At 60.9% G+C, this 19,681-nt stretch carries 15 protein-coding genes; 8 read left to right on the plus strand and 7 right to left on the minus strand.

Annotation, left to right across the window (positions count from 1 at the left end):
• The first annotated feature begins 5 nt into the window (after positions 1-5).
• The 3 genes from AB4O45_RS23415 (at position 6) to AB4O45_RS23425 (ending at position 3,659) form a co-directional block, all read left to right on the plus strand.
• Entirely contained in the window at positions 6-611 is a 606-nt protein-coding gene (locus tag AB4O45_RS23415; RefSeq protein WP_041478637.1) for a biliverdin-producing heme oxygenase, read from the plus strand.
• Positions 608-2,845 (plus strand): ATP-binding protein, encoded by a 2,238-nt coding sequence (locus AB4O45_RS23420; protein ID WP_460160617.1) that lies wholly within the window; start codon positions 608-610, stop codon positions 2,843-2,845. Before AB4O45_RS23415 ends, AB4O45_RS23420 begins: the two co-directional genes overlap by 4 nt.
• Positions 2,846-3,071: 226 nt before the next feature.
• Positions 3,072-3,659 (plus strand): LysE family translocator, encoded by a 588-nt coding sequence (locus AB4O45_RS23425; RefSeq protein WP_095179566.1) that lies wholly within the window; start codon positions 3,072-3,074, stop codon positions 3,657-3,659.
• Between the two features lie 142 nt (positions 3,660-3,801).
• Here the strand turns inward: AB4O45_RS23425 and AB4O45_RS23430 are convergent, their stop codons facing one another.
• Positions 3,802-4,635 carry an AraC family transcriptional regulator gene (locus AB4O45_RS23430; RefSeq protein WP_460160618.1) on the minus strand — a complete coding sequence of 278 codons (834 nt, stop codon included), beginning with the start codon at positions 4,633-4,635 and terminating at the stop codon, positions 3,802-3,804.
• A 167-nt stretch (positions 4,636-4,802) separates the two neighbouring features.
• On the opposite strand from AB4O45_RS23430, the gene AB4O45_RS23435 reads away from it, so the two are divergent.
• A complete protein-coding gene (locus AB4O45_RS23435) occupies positions 4,803-5,195 on the plus strand; it encodes a GFA family protein (RefSeq protein ID WP_236169368.1) in 393 nt (130 codons plus the stop codon).
• Between the two features lie 1,135 nt (positions 5,196-6,330).
• Here AB4O45_RS23435 and AB4O45_RS23440 read toward each other — a convergent pair.
• Positions 6,331-7,161 carry an alpha/beta fold hydrolase gene (locus AB4O45_RS23440; RefSeq protein ID WP_460160619.1) on the minus strand — a complete coding sequence of 277 codons (831 nt, stop codon included), beginning with the start codon at positions 7,159-7,161 and terminating at the stop codon, positions 6,331-6,333.
• A gap of 247 nt (positions 7,162-7,408) precedes the next feature.
• On the opposite strand from AB4O45_RS23440, the gene AB4O45_RS23445 reads away from it, so the two are divergent.
• From AB4O45_RS23445 to AB4O45_RS23460, 4 genes are read left to right on the plus strand one after another with little or no spacing between them, the layout of a single operon-like run.
• Positions 7,409-7,864: a (2Fe-2S)-binding protein gene (locus tag AB4O45_RS23445; RefSeq protein WP_041478642.1), complete on the plus strand. Its 456-nt coding sequence runs from the start codon at positions 7,409-7,411 to the stop codon at positions 7,862-7,864.
• A gap of 22 nt (positions 7,865-7,886) precedes the next feature.
• Positions 7,887-10,049 (plus strand): xanthine dehydrogenase family protein molybdopterin-binding subunit, encoded by a 2,163-nt coding sequence (locus tag AB4O45_RS23450; protein WP_460137890.1) that lies wholly within the window; start codon positions 7,887-7,889, stop codon positions 10,047-10,049.
• 1 nt (position 10,050) lies between these two features.
• Positions 10,051-10,629, plus strand: coding sequence for a hypothetical protein (locus AB4O45_RS23455; protein ID WP_460160620.1), 579 nt, complete (start codon positions 10,051-10,053; stop codon positions 10,627-10,629).
• A gap of 54 nt (positions 10,630-10,683) precedes the next feature.
• Complete coding sequence (locus AB4O45_RS23460) at positions 10,684-11,646, plus strand: sensor domain-containing diguanylate cyclase (protein ID WP_460160621.1); 963 nt, start codon at positions 10,684-10,686, stop codon at positions 11,644-11,646.
• A 239-nt stretch (positions 11,647-11,885) separates the two neighbouring features.
• On the opposite strand, the gene AB4O45_RS23465 is transcribed toward AB4O45_RS23460, so the two are convergent.
• The 5 genes from AB4O45_RS23465 to AB4O45_RS23485 form a co-directional block, all read right to left on the minus strand.
• A complete protein-coding gene (locus AB4O45_RS23465) occupies positions 11,886-15,008 on the minus strand; it encodes a hypothetical protein (RefSeq protein ID WP_460160622.1) in 3,123 nt (1,040 codons plus the stop codon).
• 150 nt (positions 15,009-15,158) lie between these two features.
• Positions 15,159-15,953, minus strand: coding sequence for an enoyl-ACP reductase FabI (gene fabI / locus AB4O45_RS23470; RefSeq protein WP_003202751.1), 795 nt, complete (start codon positions 15,951-15,953; stop codon positions 15,159-15,161).
• Between the two features lie 19 nt (positions 15,954-15,972).
• Positions 15,973-17,583 (minus strand): ABC transporter ATP-binding protein, encoded by a 1,611-nt coding sequence (locus AB4O45_RS23475; protein ID WP_457263551.1) that lies wholly within the window; start codon positions 17,581-17,583, stop codon positions 15,973-15,975.
• A 1-nt stretch (position 17,584) separates the two neighbouring features.
• On the minus strand, positions 17,585-18,604 hold the full coding sequence (locus tag AB4O45_RS23480) for an ABC transporter permease (protein WP_016774153.1): 1,020 nt from the start codon (positions 18,602-18,604) through the stop codon (positions 17,585-17,587).
• Between the two features lies 1 nt (position 18,605).
• Positions 18,606-19,679, minus strand: a complete 1,074-nt coding sequence (locus tag AB4O45_RS23485) for a microcin C ABC transporter permease YejB (protein WP_016774154.1) — start codon at positions 19,677-19,679, stop codon at positions 18,606-18,608.
• Positions 19,680-19,681: the final 2 nt, after the last annotated feature.

Below are 19,681 nucleotides of genomic sequence, written 5' to 3' on the forward strand. Positions count from 1 at the left end.
TCTACATGCAAGCAAAGGCCCGTGAGGTTTATGTGCCACCGGTGCTGCAAGATCTGCGGGCCGGCACAGCCGAACTGCACATCGCACTGGAAAAACGCCTTCCTTTTTTTACCGATACCCTCGATACCCCCGCATTCGAGCGCTTGATGGCGGCCTATTACGGTTTTTATCAGCCGCTGGAACGGGCGTTGCTCGCCAGTGGCGCTGTCCCGGATGATTTCGATCTGACGCCTCGTTTGAAGGCCGAGACCTTGCACGCCGACCTGCGCGCGCTGGGCGCGACGACCAATGATTTGCCGCTGTGCGAGGACTTGCCGGTGATCGACTCCAGCGCCGCCAGTCTCGGTGTTTTGTACGTGCTCGAAGGCGCCACTCTCGGCGGGCAGATCCTGCGTCGGGAGATCGCCGCGCGGCTGAATCTGGACGCCGACAATGGCGCTGCCTTCCTCGACGTCTACGGCGCGGCCACCGGGCGGCGCTGGCGTGAGTTCATCGAATACCTGAGCAACCGGCCCATGGCGGCCAGCGAACGCGCGGCCGTGGTCAGCGCAGCACAAACCACATTCAGCTGTTTCGAGCAGTGGCTCGAGCGCCAGGAGGTACTGGCATGAACCCGCAAGACCCACAAGCCTTTGAAGAACTGCTGGCCAACTGTGCCGACGAGCCGATCCGCTTTCCTGGCGCGATCCAGCCCCATGGTTTGCTGCTGACCCTGACCGAGCCTGCGCTGCAGATCATTCAGGTCAGCGCCAACGTCGAAACCCTGCTGGCCCGCGCGCCCGAATCGCTGATCGGCCAGCCGCTGCACAGCCTGATCGGCGCCGAACACACCGCGCACGTGCTTGAAGCCTTGCAGCAGACAGCGTTTTCCGAGGCGGCGCCGCTACGATTCGAGCTCAACGGCACTGAATTCGAAGGTTTGCTGCACCGCCATCAGGGCGTGCTGATTCTCGAGCTGGAAATCCATGTGAAGAATTTCCAGCCGCGCAACGTCGCCGGCGTCAATACCCACCTGGGCCGCATGCTCCAGCGCCTGCAAGCGGCGACCACGCTGCAGGCCCTGTACGACATCAGCGTCAAGGAAATCCAGGCGATGACCGGTTACGACCGGGTGCTGATCTATCGCTTCGAGGAAGAGGGCCACGGTCAGGTCATCGCCGAAGCGTCCGATCCGTCGATGGAAGTGTTCAACGGCCTGTTCTTCCCGGCTTCGGACATTCCCGAGCAGGCGCGCGAGCTGTACCGCACCAATTGGCTGCGGATCATCCCCAACGCCGATTATCAGCCAGTGCCACTGGTGCCGAAGCTGCGCCCGGACACGCAAACGCCGCTGGACCTCAGTTTCGCCACGCTGCGCAGCGTCTCGCCGATTCACTGCCAGTACATGAAGAACATGGGCGTGCTGTCGTCGATGAGCATTTCCCTGCTCAAGGGCGACAAGCTCTGGGGCCTGATCAGCTGCGGCAACCGCCAGCCGCTGCACGTGCCGCATGAATTGCGCATGGCTTGCCAGACCATCGGCCAGGTCCTGTCGTTGCAGATCAGTGCCATGGAAACCCTTGAACTGACCCGCCAGCGTGAAGAGAAGGTCGAAGCGCTGGCGCGGCTTAATCAGGCGATGGTCGATTCGCCACAAAATGTTTTCGACGGCCTCGCCCAGCAGCCAGCGACGCTGATGGCGCTGGTCAATGCCGGCGGCATTGCGATCATCGAAGACAAGCAGTTGCACCGTTACGGCAACTGCCCGGCGCCGGAAGAAATTCGCGCGCTGCACAAGTGGTTGCAGGCGCGCGGCGAGCCGGTGTTCGCCAGCCATCACCTGTCCAGCGTTTACCCGCCGGCGGCGCAGTATCAGTCTGTGGCCAGCGGTGTGCTCGCCATGAGCCTGCCCAAACCGGTGGACAACGGCGTGCTGTGGTTCCGTCCGGAAGTGAAGGAAAACATCAACTGGAGCGGTGACCCGCGCAAGCCGCTGGATCTGGAAACCTCCGACGCCGGGATGCGCCTGCGTCCGCGTACTTCGTTCGAGATCTGGAAGGTCGAGATGGCCGGGATTTCCACCAAGTGGAGCCACGGTGACCGGTTCGCCGCCAATGACCTGCGCCGTTCGGCGCTGGAAAACGATCTGGCCCGTCAGGTACGTCGTGAACAGGAGGCGGTGCAGGCGCGCGATGATCTGGTAGCGGTGGTTTCCCATGACCTGCGCAACCCGATGACGGTGATTTCGATGCTCTGCGGCATGATGCAGAAAGCCTTCAGCTCGGAAGGCGCGCACACTTCGCGGCGTATCTCCACTGCAATCGACACCATGCAGCAGGCCACGGCGCGGATGAACACGCTGCTGGAAGACCTGCTCGATACCTCGAAAATCGATGCCGGGCGCTACTCGATCACCCCGCAGGCGCTGGAGGTCGGGCACATCTTTGAAGAGGCCCAAGCGTTGCTGTCGCCGCTGGCCCATGACAAGGACATCAGCATTTCCTTCCAGGCCGATCCTGACCTGCGCATCCACGCCGACCCCGAGCGGCTGTTTCAGGTGCTGTCGAACCTGGTGGGCAACGCCATCAAGTTCACCCCGCGCATGGGCACCGTCGGCGTACACGCGAAATCGGTGGGCGACGAGATCGTGTTCATCGTGCGTGACAGTGGTGAAGGCATTCCCAAGGAGCACTTGCCGCATGTGTTCGACCGCTACTGGACGATAAAGGAAGGCAACCCGACCGGCACTGGCCTGGGTTTGTACATCACCCAAGGCATCGTCGAAGCCCATGGCGGCCAGATCGTCGCCGAGAGCGAGCCGGGGCAGGGCAGCGAATTCCGCTTCACCGTGCCGCGCCTGGCCTGATTGCCCCCAGTAGGTTTCGATCGTTCCCACGCTCTGCGTGGGAATGCCTCTACGGACGCTCTGCGTTCGGCTCTGAATGGGACGCAGAGCGTCCCGGGCTGCATTCCCACGCAGAGCGTGGGAACGATCGGATCAGATTCGCAGCCTCAGGGTCATTTTCTTCAATACTGCAAATCCCCCGCTCGCTACCGTAGCCACCTCGTTCCTCGATTGAAGCAGGTGTGCAATGAGTCTGATTCTTTCCATGGCGGCGTTTGCCCTCGCCGCATCCATCACCCCCGGGCCGGTCAATATCGTCGCCTTGAGCGCCGGCGCGCAGTACGGTTTCCGCGCCAGCCAGCGGCACGTGGCCGGGGCGACGTTGGGGTTTGTGCTGTTGCTGGTGCTGATGGGCCTGGGCCTGCATGAGGTGCTGCAATTGTGGCCGTTCATGACCCGCGTGGTGCAATGGGCCGGGGTGGCGTTCCTGTTGTTCATGGCCTGGAAACTGGCCAGCGATGACGGCCAACTGAACACCAGCGAGTCCGGCCGTGCGCCGTCGATGCTCTATGGCGCGGTGATGCAATGGCTCAACCCCAAGGCCTGGCTGGCATGCGTCGCCGGCATGGGCGCGTTTGTCGCCGACGGCGAGGCGCGGCTGGTCTGGCAATTTGCGGCGGTGTATCTGGTGATCTGCTATCTGTCGGTGGGTTGCTGGGCGTATGCCGGGACGTTCTTGCGCGGGTATCTGAGCAATGCGGCAGGGATGCGCTGGTTCAATCGGTTGATGGCGTTGTTGCTGGCGGTGAGTGCGCTTTATTTGCTGTTCACTTGATTGACAGGCCCACCACAACCCCTTGTGGGAGCGAGCCTGCTCGCGAATGCGGTGGATCAGTCAGTGAAGTGTTGAATGACACACCGCTTTCGCGAGCAGGCTCGCTCCCACAAGGGGGTAGTGTTCAACTTCGAGTATGAAGTCAGCCGCGATACTGCCCCGGCGTTGCCGCCAGATGTTGTTTGAACGCTCGCTGAAAATGCGCCTGATCGGCAAACCCGGCCTGGAGCGCGACATCGGCAATCAACTGGCCGCTACGCAAGCGCTCGCGGGCGAACTGGATGCGCTGGTTGACCAGGAAGGCATGGGGCGTCATCCCGTAACGCTGCTTGAACGCGCGAATCAAGTACGACGGCGACAGTTGCGCCGCCGCGCAAATTGCCTCCAGGCTGAGCACTTCGGTGCAATGTCCACGGATGAAATCAGCGGCGCGTTCCAGCTTGAAATTCGGCTCATCGACGGGCTCATCTGCCGGATTCAGGCGGACCTGCAAATCACTGAAAAACTCTACCGCCGCGCTGTGTTTCGCCAGTGCCTCCATTTGGTCGTCGAGCAAAACCTCATACAACCCCATCAATTTGCCGAACAGCTCGGCATCAGCCAGATGCGTGTCGCTAAATCGCCGGAATTCCAGCTCCCCGGCAAACCCCAATTGATGCTGCAAATCCGTCAGCCACGGCGTTTCGACATACAGCATCACATACGACCAAGGCTGATCATCGATCGGATTGCAGGCGTGTACATCGCCGGGATTCATCAGCACCACGGTGCCTGCTGCCACTTCATACTGCGCCTGCTCATGCACATAGGTACTGCGCCCGGCGGTGATTGCGCCGATGGAAAAGTGCGCGTGGGAATGCCGCGCATAACAGACTTCACGCCCATCCACGATCGCCCGCGCTTCGATGAAGGGCAGGGCGTCGTCGCGCCAGAAGCGCGGGGCTTTCTCGGGGTTTTTCGCTGTGGCGTGTTTCATCGTGATCGTCCCGGCAGGTCAGCGTCCGAGTGTATTAGCTCTGGCCGGCGAATGCCCGTTGCAGTGCGGCGACATTGAGTTCTTTCATCTGAAACATCGTCTGCATTGCAGCGCCGACTGTTATAGGCTCTGGGGGCGTGACACCACGAGCGCGATGGAGCTGAACCATGACTGCATTTACCGGCGGATGCCTGTGCGGCGATGTGCGTTTTGAAGCCTCTGGCGAGCCTTACCGGGTCGGGCTGTGCCATTGCCTGGACTGTCGCAAGATCCACGGTGCGCTGTTTCATGCCTCGGCGATTTTTCCTGAGGACGCGGTGACCATCAGCGGTGAAACCCATGAGTATCAAGGGCGGCACTTTTGCCCGCGCTGTGGTTCGTCGGTGTTCAATCGCAGTGGTGATGAGGTCGAGGTGAACCTCGGCGCGCTGGATGCGCCGGATCAGTTGAAGCCGACCTATGAGAGCTGGATTGTGCGGCGTGAATCGTGGCTGCCGGATTTTCCGCTGGCCAGGCATTACCGTGGTGATCGTGAAGGCGAAGGGCGGGCAGAGGGGTAGGGGATTGATTCAGCCTTCAGCACGCTTGCGATTTCTGTGGGGGCGAGTCTGCTCGCGAAGGCTTGTTGTCGAGCGATGATTTGTTCTGGTTGACCGAGTACATATCCGTTGCTGCGGTAACGGCTGCTTAGGGTTTCGCCCTTACGGCGACTCACTTTTTTTACAAACGCCTAAAAAAAGTAAGCAAAAAAACGCTTGCTCCTGCGTTCGGCCCTCGCAGGCTCGGGTTCCTTCGCTCCGGGACTGATCCGGGCGCAGCGGCTCCGGTTTGCTTCGCTGCACCTCCTTCCGCTGAGTCTGGCTGCGCCAGACGGTCGCTGCGCTCCCACGCCCGGATCAATCCCTCCGCTCAGCCTTCCGACGTCGCCGGTGGATCAAGATCAAAAGCAGGCGAGCTGACACTCGACCTAAGGCGAACGCGGAGACTGTAGGAGCTGCCGAAGGCTGCGATCTTTTGCTCTTGCTCTTGCTCTTGCTCTTGCTCTTGCTCTTGCTCTTGCTCTTGTAGGAGTGAGCCTGCTCGCGATAGCTATCTCAAAGATACGAATGAACAGCAGATCTACCCTGATCCCTGTGGGAGCTGGCTTGCCAGCGATGGCGGCCTTCCAGCCGACCAGTCTCTGACGGATATACCCAATCCCAACTGTGGGAGCTGGCTTGCCAGCGATGGCGGCCTTATAGCCGACCAGTCTCTGGCGGATATACCCAATTCCAACTGTGGGAGCTGGCTTGCCAGCGATGGCGGCCTTATAGCCGACCAGTCTCTGGCGGATATACCCAATTCCAACTGTGGGAGCTGGCTTGCCAGCGATGGCGGCCTTATAGCCGACCAGTCTCTGGCGGATATACCCAATTCCAACTGTGGGAGCTGGCTTGCCAGCGATGGCGGCCTTATAGCCGACCAGTCTCTGGCGGATATACCCAATTCCAACTGTGGGAGCTGGCTTGCCAGCGATGGCGGCCTTCCAGCCGACCAGTCTCTGACGGATATACCCAATCCCAACTGTGGGAGCGAGCCTGCTCGCGAAAGCGGAGTGTCATTCGCAGATAATTGGACTGGAGAGACGCCTCGCGGGCAAGCCCGCTCCCACAGGGGATCAGTGTTTGCCAATTGCAGTAAGCCTGATTGAGGCGGTTACCCGCGAATAAACGCCAACAAATCCGCATTGATGGTTTCAGCCTGCGTGGTCGGCATGCCATGCGGAAATCCTGGGTACGACTTCAGTGTGCCGTTGGGCAGCAGTTTCGCCGATAACGGTGCGGAGTTGGCGTAAGGCACGATCTGGTCATCCTCGCCGTGCATGACCAGCACCGGCACGGTGACTTTTTTCAGGTCTTCGGTGAAGTCGGTCTGCGAGAAGGCGATGATGCCGTCGTAATGCGCCTTGGCCCCGCCGATCATGCCCTGGCGCCACCAGTTGGCGATGATCCCTTCCGCCGACTCGGCGCCCGGGCGGTTGTAGCCGTAGAAAGGTCCGCTCGGCACATCGCGATAGAACTGCGCGCGATTCGCCGCCAACTGCGCCTGAAAGCCATCGAACACCGATTTCGGCAAACCGCCCGGGTTGCTTTCGGTCTGCACCATCAACGGTGGCACGGCGCTGATCAACACCGCTTTGCTGACCTTGTCCTGACCATGCCGGGCGATGTAATGGATCACTTCGCCGCCGCCGGTGGAATGGCCGACGTGGACAACGTCGCGCGTACCCAGATGATTAACCACTGCCAGCACATCGTCGGCGTAGTGATCCATGTCGTGGCCGTCCCAGACCTGGCTCGAGCGGCCATGCCCGCGTCGATCATGAGCAATCACCCGAAAGCCCTGTGCCAGGAAAAACAGCATCTGCGCGTCCCAGTCATCCGAGCTGAGCGGCCAGCCGTGGTGGAAGTGCATCACCGGCGCGTCGCGCGGCCCCCAGTCCTTGTAGAAGATGTCGACGCCGTCTCGAGTGGTGACAAAGCCCATATTCGTTACTCCTGACCTGTGATGGACAACCGCGAGGTTCGCGGGCCGGTTGCGCAGAGATACGACGACTCAGTGCGAGCCGTTATCAACTGTAGGAGCAAAGCCGGGGTCTGCATGACCGCTGGTCACAACGTCTGGCTTCAAGCGCAAATTAGGCTTTGCTGAAAGGGATAAGCGCGGGCGTCCGTAGGTTTTTGCGACCACAGCGACGCCCCTTTGCAATACGTGAGTCTGAGGAAATCACCCGATGCTGACCCTGAATATCAATGGCAAGGACCAAGAGCTCGATGTACCCGCCGACATGCCGCTGCTCTGGGTTCTGCGCGATATCGCGCACCTGACCGGGACCAAGTTCGGTTGCGGCATGGCCCAGTGCGGCGCCTGCACCGTGCACGTCGACGGCGCGCCATTACGCTCCTGTATCACCCCGGCGACTGCCGTCGCCCACGGCCAGAAAATCCTCACCATCGAGGGCTTGTCCACCGATGGCTCGCACCCGGTGCAGCAGGCCTGGGCCGAGCTGGACGTGGTGCAGTGCGGTTATTGCCAGTCCGGGCAGATCATGTCCGCCGCCGCGTTGCTGGCGAAAATTCCCAAGCCCACCGACAGCGATATCGATCAGGCGCTCTCCGGCAATATCTGCCGCTGCGGCACCTATCCGCGCATTCGCGCTGCGGTCAAACGCGCCGCCGAAATCGGCTGAGTCATTCTCTGGGAGAGGAACGATGAACAGTCCTGTATCGCGTCGCGGGTTTCTCAAGGGCAGCGCACTGTTAAGCGGCGGCCTGATGGTGGCGTTTGTGGTGCCCGGGGCCAACCGCTTTGCCCGGGCGGCAGAAAATCAGAACAAGACGTTCGCACCCAACGCGTTTCTGCGCATCGCGGCGGACAACAGCGTCACCGTGCTGCTCGGTCATTCGGAAATGGGCCAGGGCATCTGGACCGGCCTGACCATGCTGATCGCCGAAGAACTGGACGCCGACTGGTCGAAAATCCGCGTCGAGCACTCGCCAGCCTCGGCGGCGGATTACGGCTTGCCGGCATTTGGCGGCATGCAGATCACCGGAGGTTCGACATCGACCTGGATGGAATTTGACCGCTATCGACTCGCCGGGGCGACGGCGCGGCAGATGCTGGTGGAAGCGGCTGCGAAACGCTTCGACGTCGCGCCGTCGACGATTCGCACGGAGTCCGGCGTGGTCATCGCCGGGGACCAACGCGCGACCTACGGCGAACTGGCCGATGCCGCCGGGCAACTGCCGGTGCCGGACCCGAAAACCATCACTTTCAAGGAAGCCAAGGACTGGAAAGTCATCGGCAAACCGACCAAGCGCCTCGATACCCCGGAGAAGATCACCGGCCGCGCCAAGTTCGGCATGGACGTGCAGTTTGAAGGCCTGATGACCGCGATGGTCGCCCGCGCGCCGGTGTTTGGTGCCACGGTGAAATCCTTCGAAGGCGCCGCAGCGCTGGCCATTCCCGGCGTACACAAGGTTGTGCAGGTGCCCAGCGGCGTAGCGGTGGTGGCCGAGCATTTCTGGGCGGCGAAGCTGGGCCGTGATGCGCTGAAGGTCGATTGGGACCTGGGGCCGTTGGCCGACATGAGCAGTGAAAAACTGCTCGAGAGTTTCCGCAAACTGGCGGCGACGCCGGGCACTTCCGCCACTCAGGCGGGGGACGCCAAGGCCAATTTCGGCAAAGCCGCGAAAAAAATCGAGGTCGAATACAGCGTGCCTTACCTGGCCCACGCGCCGATGGAACCGCTCAATTGCACGGTGAAAATCAGCGCCGGCAAATGCGAGATCTGGACCGGTACGCAATTTCAGACGCTGGACCAAATGGTCGCCAGCAAGATCACCGGGCTCAAGCCCGAGCAGGTCGAAATTCACACGGAATTTCTCGGCGGTGGCTTCGGTCGCCGTGCCAATCCGACTTCGGACTTCGTCGCCGAAGCCGTGCAAGTGGCGAAAGCGGCGGACCTGCCGGTGAAAACCGTGTGGGCGCGCGAAGATGACATTCGCGGCGGCTACTACCGCTCGATGTACCTGCACAAGGCGCAGGTCGGACTGGGTGCTGATGGTTTGCCGATGAGCTGGCAGCATGTGCTGGTCGGCCAGTCGATCATGGCCGGGACGATGCTCGAGGCAGCGATGGTCAAGAACGGCATCGATGCCACCTCGGTCGAGGGCGTGGCCGACAGTCCGTACATCAAGGATCTGCCTCATCATCAGGTCGAGCTGCATTCGCCGCAGACCGGCATCAATGTGTTGTGGCTGCGTTCGGTGGGCCACACCCACACGGGTTTTGTCATGGAATCGCTGATCGATGAACTGGCGACGGCGGCGGGCAAGGATCCGGTGGAGTACCGACGAACGCTGCTCAAGGCGCACCCGCGCCACCTCGGCGTGCTCAATCTGGCGGTGGAGAAGGCCAATTGGGGCGCACCGTTGCCGGACGGCCATGCCCTCGGCGTGGCGGTGCACGAGTCGTTCGGCAGCTACGTGGCGCAAGTGGCCGAGGTGTCGCAAGACAATCTGGCGATCCGCGTACATCGGGTGGTCTGCGCAGTGGATTGCGGCATTGCGGTGAATCCGCAGAGCATCGCCGCGCAGATGGAATCGTGCATCACTTTCGGCCTCGGCATGGCCCTGCACAGCAAGCTCACCGTCAAGGACGGCGGCGTCGTGCAGTCCAACTATCACGATTATCAGGTGCTGCGGCTCAACGAAATGCCGGTGGTGGAAGTGCACATCGTCCCCAGCAGCGAAAAACCCGGCGGCATCGGCGAGCCCGGCGTGCCACCGACCGCGCCGGCGGTGGCCAACGCAGTGTTCGCCTTGACCGGGCAACGCCTGCGCGAACTGCCACTGCAATTGTCGGGGGTGTGAGATGAAACGACATCTTGTGTTGGGCACCGTCGTGTTGCTGGGCCTCGGTGGCTATGCCTCGGACCTGTTTGCCGAGGATCAGGAAGCGTTGAAGGCCTTCGGCACGGTGCAGAAAGTGTTCCAGAGTCCGCGCTGCCAGAACTGCCACATTCCCGGCGATTCGCCGTTGCAGTTCGACGCCGGCACCCCCCACGCGATGAATGTGGTGCGCGGCATGGACGGCAAGGGCGCCGCCGGTTTGCCCTGCGCCACCTGTCATGCTGAAAGCAATCCGCCGGCCAGTTATGGCCCCCATGCGCCGCCGGGTGCGCCGCACTGGAGCCTGCCGCCAGCGGCACACAAAATGGCCTGGATCGGCCTGCCCCCGGACAAGCTCTGCGCGCTGATCAAGGACCGCGCGAGCAATGGTGATCGTGATTTCGCCGCGCTGTTAAAACACGTCAGCGAAGACAAACTGGTGCTCTGGGGCTGGAATCCCGGGGCAGGGCGCGCACCGGTGCCAGTGCCGCACGATATCTTCGTCGCGCAATTCAAACTCTGGGCCGATGCCGGCGGGCCTTGTCCGGTGGCGCAAATGTGATGCCCCGACGATTAAGCGCTACGCTGAACGCATGACTGTCTACGGAGTGTGCGCATGCTGGTGCCCGGAAAACCTGCCAATGAAGCTGCACGAATCGACGCCTTGCACGGCCTCAACCTCGACTCGGCCCCTGAAGAGCGTTTCGATCGCCTGACGCGCCTGGCCAAGCGCCTGTTCAACGTGCCGATCGCCCTGGTCACGCTGGTCGACAAGGATCGCCAGTGGTTCAAGTCCTGTGTGGGTCTGGATGTCAGCGAGACGTCCCGCGATGTCTCGTTCTGCGGCCATGCGATTTTGCAAAACGAGTTGATGCTGGTGCCCGATGCGCTGGAAGATTTGCGCTTTCATGACAACCCGTTGGTCACCGGCGCGCCGAATATTCGCTTTTACGCCGGTTATCCGCTGACCGTGCCTGACGGCAACAAGATGGGCACCTTGTGCCTGATCGATACCAAACCCCGCAACCTCGACGACGAAGAGCGTGCCTTGTTGCGCGACCTCGCGGAGATGGCCGAGCAAGAGCTGACGGCGGTGCAGATGGCAAGCATGGATGAACTGACGCTGCTGTCCAATCGCCGTGGTTTCAAGCAACTGGCCCAGCATGCGCTGGATGCCTGCGCACGTTTGAACCGACCGGCGACGCTGTTGTTTTTCGATCTCAACGACTTCAAGCAGATCAACGATCTGTACGGGCATGCCGAAGGCGACAGTGCGCTGAAGACCTTCGCCGATGTGTTGCGCATTGCCTTTCGCGAGAGCGATGTGGTCGGGCGCTTGGGTGGTGATGAGTTCGTCGCGTTGCTGACCGGCTCGAGCCACGTTGAAACCACGCGGATCATGGCGCGGCTCAAGGAAATCCTCGAAGAGCGCAACGCCACGCTGCACCGTGGTTACGCGATTCGTTTCAGCGTCGGCCAGATCGAATACGACCCCAAACGCCACGAAACCGTTGATCGCCTGCTCGCCGATGCGGATGGCGCGATGTATGCGCACAAGCAAGCTCTGAAAGGCTGTTAGTAACGGCACCATCGCTGGCGAGCCAGCTCCCACAGAGTCCCTTGAATCCCGTGGGAGCGGGCTTGCCCGCGATGGCGGTGGGTCAGGCAATTTGATGCTGGCTGATGGAATGTCTTTGCGAGCAGGCTCGCTCCCACAGGTCTCGATGGCGCGGAGGATTTTTCAGTTCAGCACCATCTATGTGGGAGCGAGCCTGCTCGCGAAGGCGTCAGTCGATCTATCGCCGGATTCGCCAGTGCTCAGCGCTTGGGCGGGCTCAGCTTCTGGTAAAACGTCAGCCATTTCTCGTGACTCGCAACGGCATCCTCGAGTTCGGGCACGCGCAATGCGTCTTGCAAGGCTTGTGCTTTAAAGGCATCGAACAGATGCCGGACAGCGGTGCTGGCGATGGCGTTGACTGTGTTGGAGGCGAAGGTATCGGGCACGGCGGCGCGCTCCTGTTGCGCCAGGGGTGCGCCCTGAATATCGAGGCGAGTAATGAACGCGTTACAAGTGGCATTCAAGCGAGGCTGGGAGCCGTGCCTGTAGGCTTCGACGTCGACGGGCAGCGATTTCGCCGCATCATTTGCCCCCGATGGTTTGAGTAATGCAAGGTCGATATCGCGACGCAGCACCACTTCATTCCTGCCAGTGAAAATCTCGAAGACTCTGGCTGGACTCCCACGCAGCAGCGCCAAGATGCCGAATGGCGCAGTGCTGGCGTCAGCCAGCTTGTCCGTGGCTGCCGATACTGGCCGCAGGGCGAGCAGTTCCAGCTCGTGATCTTCGATGTCGATTCGCTGCGCGAACGGCAAGCGACAGAACGCTTCCTTGAGAAATGCGATATGTGCGTCCTTCATTTGCCTCAGGCGTGCGCTCAGTGCCGCATGGAAGTAGGTCGCCACATTGTGCAGTCTGGGCAACGAGGCAAGCATGGGGGCCAGTTGCAACTGTGCATTGCTCGATTGCCATCCCGCCAGCTTCCCTGTCAGCTTGCCGGCGACATGCAATTCGCTCAGCGAGTAATGCGCTGAAAAGGTCTGCGGGTTGGCGTCTGCAACAAACAGCGCCTTCTCCGTGAGGTAGGGGGAATCGCTGAACACCTTGCGCAGATCGGCCAGGGCAACCGTGACGGGAGTGGGCGGTGCCGAAAGGAACGCCCGCCGATAAAGATCGTTCAACAGGCGATTGTGGTTGCGGAACAGGACATCGGCCTGCTTCAGCGTCGTGGCGTCATAAACAGTCACCGGAAATTCGGCATTGCGCTGGATCAGCCCTCTGGCAACCGCCCAGTCAACGACCAGTGAGGCACAGGAATCCTCGCGCAGGAATTTGTAGAAGTGCGTGGGGGCCGGGCCTTTGGTCAGTTGGTTCAGTTGCTCATAGCTCATCAGGCGTGCCACACCCGGCATTTGGCTTTCGATATACAGCACGACCTGCTTCAGCCTGACCCAACGCGAACAACTCATGTAACAGAGTGATGGCGGAATATGCCGGGTCAGAAACTCCGGCGCTATACCGGACAACAACAGATGGGTGGCCAACGTCTTGTTTTTGACCGATGCAAGAGCGGGCTGCCGATCAATGAAGCGGCGTACCTCGTCATAGCTGTCGCCCCAGAAATCACGCCCCTCCAGACGTTGCTCGACAATACGGTTCAAATCCTCACCCGCGTTCGGCTCCAGGCTGAGAATCAATGCAGCGAGCAACAGGCGATCGCGGTTGGTGGCCAGCAGGCGTTTCTCCTGCGCCGGAGCACCCAGATTCTTCACCAGCAGATTGCCCAGCGTTTGCGCGCGCGGTGTGATCAGAATTCGGCTGATCAGGTAGTCGGCTTTTGCCTGGAGCGTTTTGAGCGGCAGATCAGTATCGACACCCTCACTGAGGTAGTCGATCAACGGCGGCGAGTCTACGGGTAAAAACGCCTGTGTGGTGTCGATGATGCTCTGACGCTGTTGCGCCGTGAACCGCTCGGTTTGTGTCCACGGCTGGCCCAGCAGATACCAGTGATTCATATGTCCGGGACGGGTGTGCAGATTGATCCTGAACCATTTCACCAGCGCGAGGGCTTGCTCGACAGTGTTCGGCAAAAGCAGATTGTAGAAGCGCAACATTTGCCCAAGGGTGACTTTACCGCTTGAACGCAAGGCGCCGCCGGCTTTGCTTGCCTTGGCCTTGAGCTGGTCGCGAAAGAGTTTCAGATCAGCCTGTTTTTCCACCTGCGCCGTCAGGGTGACCCAGCCTTTTACGCTGGCAGTACCGACATGACCGGATTCAGTGACGAGCAATTGACTGTCGGCGGGCAGTCCGTGCTGCTGCAGGATGGCTTGAAAATCCTCATCGGCGCTGAGTGTCTGCAATTGACGCTGGCCATACTTCATCCGTCCCGCCAGCGCGGAATCCGGATGGGGCTCGCTGATTTCCTCGTAATCGATCTTGGCCTTGGGCGCTTTGTTCCAGCTCAGCGCTTCAAGGCGTCGCACGATGTGCCGGTTATCTTCCAGAGCGCCAAATTCTTCACGATAACTGCGGATGGGGTCGTTGCTTTGCACGTAATCGCTGACGTAGGGCAGCGCCGGCCAGCTTTGCTGGCGCAGGCGTTGCGCAAGTGCCCTGGCTTCGCGAGCATCTTGCGGCAACGCAAACTCATAGCGGCCCAGAAGCTCGCCCAGTTTGAGGCGCGGCCCTCTGGCCGGCGCGGAAACAGAGGCCGAAGTGAGGGTTACCGGCGTGTCGAGAAAGCCTCGCTGCTCGAAAGGGTCGCTCGCCAGCAACACTTCATCGATTCGATCGGCGATCGCCCGAAAGTCTTCCAGTTGCGCGTTGCGTTCCTTCACTAGCGCCGACGTGCTCTGGCCGTTTTCATCGATGGCCGCCAGCCCGGTTTTCTTCAGCTCGGCGAGGATGACTCGGGCCTGAATCTGGTTTTGCGGTTCCGGGTAACCGTAGAACGCCAGCACCACTTGCCGTGGAAACCGATACAGCGGGTTGGCGGATTTACCGCCGATGTAGGGCAGGCCCAGCCCCGCAGGATCGATACGCTGGGAAATCGACAGCAGCATCGGCGCCATCTGCCACCAGCCTGAATCATCTTCCAGCGTGAACGTGCGAACGCCGTTGGAGCCGTTCGAGGGTGATTGCGCTTGCAGGGTATCGCCCTTGATCTGCAAGGTGTCCAGATCGATGTTAAAGCCACTGGCCCAATCGAGAAATTCAGGGCGTTCGAGGGCGCTCCAGTAAAGCTCCATCCATTCGCGCAGCCGGCATGCACGGGGAACCTCCAGCGTGCGCGCCGGTGTGGCGGCGCTGACCACCGGTACGGCGGTCAATTCTGCGATGAGATTGTGAATCAGCGTCTGTTCATGTACCGGTGTGTCGTCCATCTGCGCCTCCCTGGCGGCTGATAAGCATTGAGCGCCGAGTATCAAAGGCAGGGCAGGGTGGTTGGCGGTACATATGTAGTTGGGCGAGCTTTCCTGCAGGCATAAAAAACCCGCCGGATCCGGCGGGTTTTTCTATCGGCTACAGGAAGATCACTCTTCGATGTTGCCCATCGCGGTGGTGTTGAAGCCGCCGTCGACGTACATGATTTCACCGCTGATGCCCGACGCCAGGTCGGAGCACAGGAAGGCGCCGGCGTTGCCGACTTCTTCGATGGTGACGTTGCGGCGCAGCGGAGTCTGCGCTTCGTTGGCGGCCAGCATCTTGCGGAAGTTCTTGATGCCGGAAGCGGCCAGGGTGCGGATCGGGCCAGCCGATACGCAGTTGACGCGGGTGCCGTCCGGACCGAGGGAACCGGCCAGGTAACGGACGCCGGCTTCCAGCGAGGCTTTGGCCATGCCCATCACGTTGTAGTTCGGCATGGTGCGCTCGGCGCCCAGGTACGACAGGGTCAGCAGGCTGCCGTTGCGGCCTTTCATCATTTCGCGACCGGCCTTGGCCAGGGCCACGAAGCTGTAGGCGCTGATGTCGTGAGCGATGCGGAAACCTTCACGAGTGGTGGCTTCGGTGAAGTCGCCGTCCAGTTGGTCGCCCGGGGCGAACCCGACGGAGTGCACGATGCAGTCCAGACCGTCCCACTTCTTGCTCAGCTCTTCGAAGACCTTGGCGATTTCTTCATCGCTGGCCACGTCGCACGGGAAGCACAGCTCAGGGCTCGAACCCCAGCCTTGTGCGAACTCTTCGACGCGACCCTTGAGTTTGTCGTTCTGATAAGTGAAGGCAAGCTCAGCGCCCTCGCGATGCATGGCGGCAGCGATGCCGGATGCGATGGACAGCTTGCTGGCGACACCGACGATCAGTACGCGCTTACCGGCGAGAAAACCCATGTGTTGCTCCTCTTTCAGGTTATTGCGCAGTGGCTGGTGCCAGAAAAGCGGCTTCCAGCAACTGCTGTGTATACGGATGTTGGGGGGCGGCAAAGATACTTTGCGCGTCTCCCTGTTCGACCACTTGGCCATGCTTGACCACCATCAGCTGGTGGCTCAGCGCTTTGACGACAGCCAGGTCATGGCTGATGAACAAATACGTCAGGTTGTACTTGGCTTGCAGTGAACGCAACAGCTCCACCACTTGCCGCTGCACCGTGCGGTCGAGCGCCGAAGTCGGCTCGTCCAGCAGGATCAGCGCCGGTTTCAGCACCAAGGCCCGGGCAATGGCGATTCGCTGCCGTTGCCCACCGGAAAATTCGTGGGGGTAGCGGTGCCGGGTTTCCGGATCCAGACCTACCTCCTTCAATGCCGCAATGATCGCCGCTTCCTGTTCGGTCGCGGTGCCCATCTTGTGTATCCGCAGGCCTTCGCCAACGATGTCGTTGACGCACATGCGCGGGCTCAGGCTGCCGAACGGGTCCTGAAACACCACCTGCATCTCCCGCCGCAGCGGGCGAATCTCGTTCTGCGTCAGGCAGTCTAGCTGCTTGCCTTCAAAGCGGATCGTGCCTTTGCTGCCGATCAGCCGCAAAATCGCCAGACCGAGGGTGGATTTGCCGGAACCGCTTTCGCCGACGATCCCCAGAGTCTGCCCCTGAGGCAGGCTGAAATTGATGCCGTCCACTGCCTTGACGTAATCCACCGTGCGTTTGAGCAGGCCTTTCTTGATCGGGAACCAGACTTTGAGGTCCTCGACTTCGAGCAGCGGCGCGCCGATTTCATTGCTCGCCGGGCCGCCGCTGGGCTCCGCGCCGAGCAATTCCCGAGTGTACGGATGCTGCGGCGAACGGAACAGCTCTGCGCACGATGCCTGTTCGACGATGCAACCGCGCTGCATGACACATACGCGATGCGCAATTCTTCGCACCAGGTTCAAATCGTGACTGATCAGTAGCAGCGACATGCCCAATCGAGCCTGAAGATCCTTGAGCAAATCGAGGATTTTCAGCTGAACGGTCACGTCCAGCGCGGTGGTCGGTTCGTCGGCGATCAGCAATTCCGGCTCGTTGGCCAGGGCCATGGCGATCATCACCCGCTGCCGCTGGCCGCCGGACAATTCATGGGGCAGCGCCTTGAGCCGCTTGTGCGGCTCGGGGATACCGACCATTTCCAGCAGCTCCAGCGTGCGTTTGGTCGCCACTTTGCCACTCAGGCCCTTGTGGATGCCGAGCACTTCGTTGATCTGCTTCTCGATCGAATGCAGCGGATTGAGCGAAGTCATCGGCTCCTGAAAGATCATGGCGATGCGGTTGCCACGAATATGGCGGATGGTCTTCTCGCTCAAATCCAGCAGGTTCTGCCCGGCGTAATTGATGCTGCCGGCCGGATGCCGCGCCATGGGGTAGGGCAGCAGGCGCAGGATTGAATGCGCCGTTACCGATTTGCCCGAGCCCGATTCGCCGACCAGTGCCAGGGTTTCGCCGCGCTTGATATCGAAGCTCACGCCTTCGACCACACGGTGTACTCGCTCGCCGAAACCGAATTCGACGGCGAGGTCGCGCACTTCGATCAGATTGTCCTGATTCATTTCACTTCCTCGGGTCGAAGGCATCGCGAGCGGACTCGCCGATAAACACCAGCAGGCTCAACATCAGTGCCAGTACGGCAAACGCGCTCATGCCCAGCCACGGCGCCTGCAGGTTGGATTTGCCTTGGGCAACCAGTTCGCCCAGCGACGGACTGCCGGCCGGCAAGCCGAAGCCGAGGAAGTCCAGCGCGGTCAGGGTGCCGATGGCGCCGGTGAGAATGAACGGCATGAAGGTCATGGTCGAGACCATGGCGTTGGGCAGGATGTGGCGGAACATGATCGCGCCGTTCTGCATGCCCAGCGCGCGGGCGGCGCGCACGTATTCCAGATTGCGGCCACGGAGGAACTCGGCGCGCACCACATCGACCAGGCTCATCCACGAGAACAGCAGCATGATGCCCAGCAACCACCAGAAATTCGGCTGGACGAAACTGGCGAGAATGATCAGCAGATACAGCACCGGCAGCCCCGACCAGATCTCGAGAAAACGCTGCCCGGCCAGATCGACCCAGCCGCCATAAAAGCCCTGTAGCGCCCCGGCAATCACGCCGATGATCGAACTCAGCACGGTCAGCGTCAGCGCAAACAACACGGAAATGCGGAAACCGTAGATCACCCGCGCCAACACGTCGCGGCCCTGATCGTCGGTGCCCAGCAGGTTGTCCGCCGAGGGTGGCGCCGGGGCCGGGACTTTCAGGTCGTAGTTGATGCTTTGGTAGCTGTAGGGGATCGGCGCCCACAGAATCCACGCGTCCTTGGCCTTGAGCAGTTCGCGAATGTACGGACTCTTGTAGTTGGCTTCCAGCGGGAATTCGCCGCCGAACGCGGTTTCCGGATAGCGCTTGATCGCCGGGAAATACCAGTTGTTGTCGTAATGCACGACCAGCGGTTTGTCGTTGGCGATCAGTTCGGCGCCCAGACTGAGGCCGAACAGAATCAGGAACAGCCACAGCGACCACCAGCCACGCTTGTTGGCCTTGAACAGTTCGAAGCGCCGGCGGTTGAGAGGGGACAGGTTCATCTCAATGCTCCCGGCTGGCGAAGTCGATACGCGGATCGACAAAGGTGTAGGTCAGATCGCCGATCAGTTTCACCACCAGCCCGAGCAGGGTGAAGATGAACAGGGTGCCGAACACCACCGGGTAATCGCGATTGATCGCCGCTTCGAAACTCATCAGGCCGAGGCCGTCGAGGGAGAAAATCACTTCCACCAGCAACGAACCGGTGAAGAAGATACCGATGAATGCCGACGGAAAACCGGCAATCACCAGCAGCATGGCGTTGCGGAACACGTGGCCGTAAAGGACGCGATGGCGGGTCAGGCCCTTGGCTTTGGCGGTGACCACGTACTGTTTGTTGATCTCGTCGAGAAAGCTGTTCTTGGTCAACAGGGTCATGGTCGCGAAGTTGCCGATCACCAGTGCGGTGACCGGCAATGCCAGGTGCCAGAAGTAATCGAGGATCTTGCCGCCCAGGCTCAGCTCATCGAAGTTGTTCGAAGTCAGCCCGCGCAGGGGGAACCAGTCCAGATAACTGCCGCCGGCAAATACCACGATCAGCAGGATCGCAAACAGAAACGCCGGGATCGCATAGCCGACGATGATCGCCGAACTGGTCCATACGTCGAAGTGACTGCCGTGCCGCGTGGCCTTGGCGATGCCCAGCGGGATCGACACCAGATACATGATCAGCGTGCTCCACAGCCCCAGCGAGATCGACACCGGCATCTTTTCCTTGATCAGGTCGATGACCTTGGCGTCGCGGAAGAAACTGTCGCCGAAATCCAGCTGCGCATAGTTCTTGACCATGATCCACAGACGTTCCGGGGCCGATTTGTCGAACCCGTACATGTGCTCGATTTCCTTGATCAGCGCCGGATCCAGCCCCTGCGCGCCACGGTAGGACGAGCCGGCCACCGCCACTTCGGCACCGCCGCCGGCAATCCGGCTGGTGGCGCCTTCGAAACCTTCGAGCTTGGCGATCATCTGCTCGACCGGCCCGCCGGGCGCGGCCTGGATGATCACGAAGTTGATCAGCAGAATGCCGAACAGGGTCGGGATGATCAGCAGCAGTCGCCGAAAGATATACGCCAGCATCT

Source organism: Pseudomonas sp. S2_B10, from assembly GCF_054668425.1.

Excerpts from the sequence above, each read along its gene's own strand:
- AB4O45_RS23415 (WP_041478637.1), top strand. The coding sequence starts at position 6 with ATGCAAGCAAAGGCCCGTGAGGTTTATGTGCCACCGGTGCTGCAAGAT.
- AB4O45_RS23420 (WP_460160617.1), top strand. The coding sequence starts at position 608 with ATGAACCCGCAAGACCCACAAGCCTTTGAAGAACTGCTGGCCAACTGT.
- AB4O45_RS23425 (WP_095179566.1), top strand. The coding sequence starts at position 3,072 with ATGAGTCTGATTCTTTCCATGGCGGCGTTTGCCCTCGCCGCATCCATC.
- AB4O45_RS23430 (WP_460160618.1), bottom strand. The coding sequence starts at position 4,635 with ATGAAACACGCCACAGCGAAAAACCCCGAGAAAGCCCCGCGCTTCTGG.
- AB4O45_RS23435 (WP_236169368.1), top strand. The coding sequence starts at position 4,803 with ATGACTGCATTTACCGGCGGATGCCTGTGCGGCGATGTGCGTTTTGAA.
- AB4O45_RS23440 (WP_460160619.1), bottom strand. The coding sequence starts at position 7,161 with ATGGGCTTTGTCACCACTCGAGACGGCGTCGACATCTTCTACAAGGAC.
- AB4O45_RS23445 (WP_041478642.1), top strand. The coding sequence starts at position 7,409 with ATGCTGACCCTGAATATCAATGGCAAGGACCAAGAGCTCGATGTACCC.
- AB4O45_RS23450 (WP_460137890.1), top strand. The coding sequence starts at position 7,887 with ATGAACAGTCCTGTATCGCGTCGCGGGTTTCTCAAGGGCAGCGCACTG.
- AB4O45_RS23455 (WP_460160620.1), top strand. The coding sequence starts at position 10,051 with ATGAAACGACATCTTGTGTTGGGCACCGTCGTGTTGCTGGGCCTCGGT.
- AB4O45_RS23460 (WP_460160621.1), top strand. The coding sequence starts at position 10,684 with ATGCTGGTGCCCGGAAAACCTGCCAATGAAGCTGCACGAATCGACGCC.
- AB4O45_RS23465 (WP_460160622.1), bottom strand. The coding sequence starts at position 15,008 with ATGGACGACACACCGGTACATGAACAGACGCTGATTCACAATCTCATC.
- fabI (WP_003202751.1), bottom strand. The coding sequence starts at position 15,953 with ATGGGTTTTCTCGCCGGTAAGCGCGTACTGATCGTCGGTGTCGCCAGC.
- AB4O45_RS23475 (WP_457263551.1), bottom strand. The coding sequence starts at position 17,583 with ATGAATCAGGACAATCTGATCGAAGTGCGCGACCTCGCCGTCGAATTC.
- AB4O45_RS23480 (WP_016774153.1), bottom strand. The coding sequence starts at position 18,604 with ATGAACCTGTCCCCTCTCAACCGCCGGCGCTTCGAACTGTTCAAGGCC.
- AB4O45_RS23485 (WP_016774154.1), bottom strand. The coding sequence starts at position 19,679 with ATGCTGGCGTATATCTTTCGGCGACTGCTGCTGATCATCCCGACCCTG.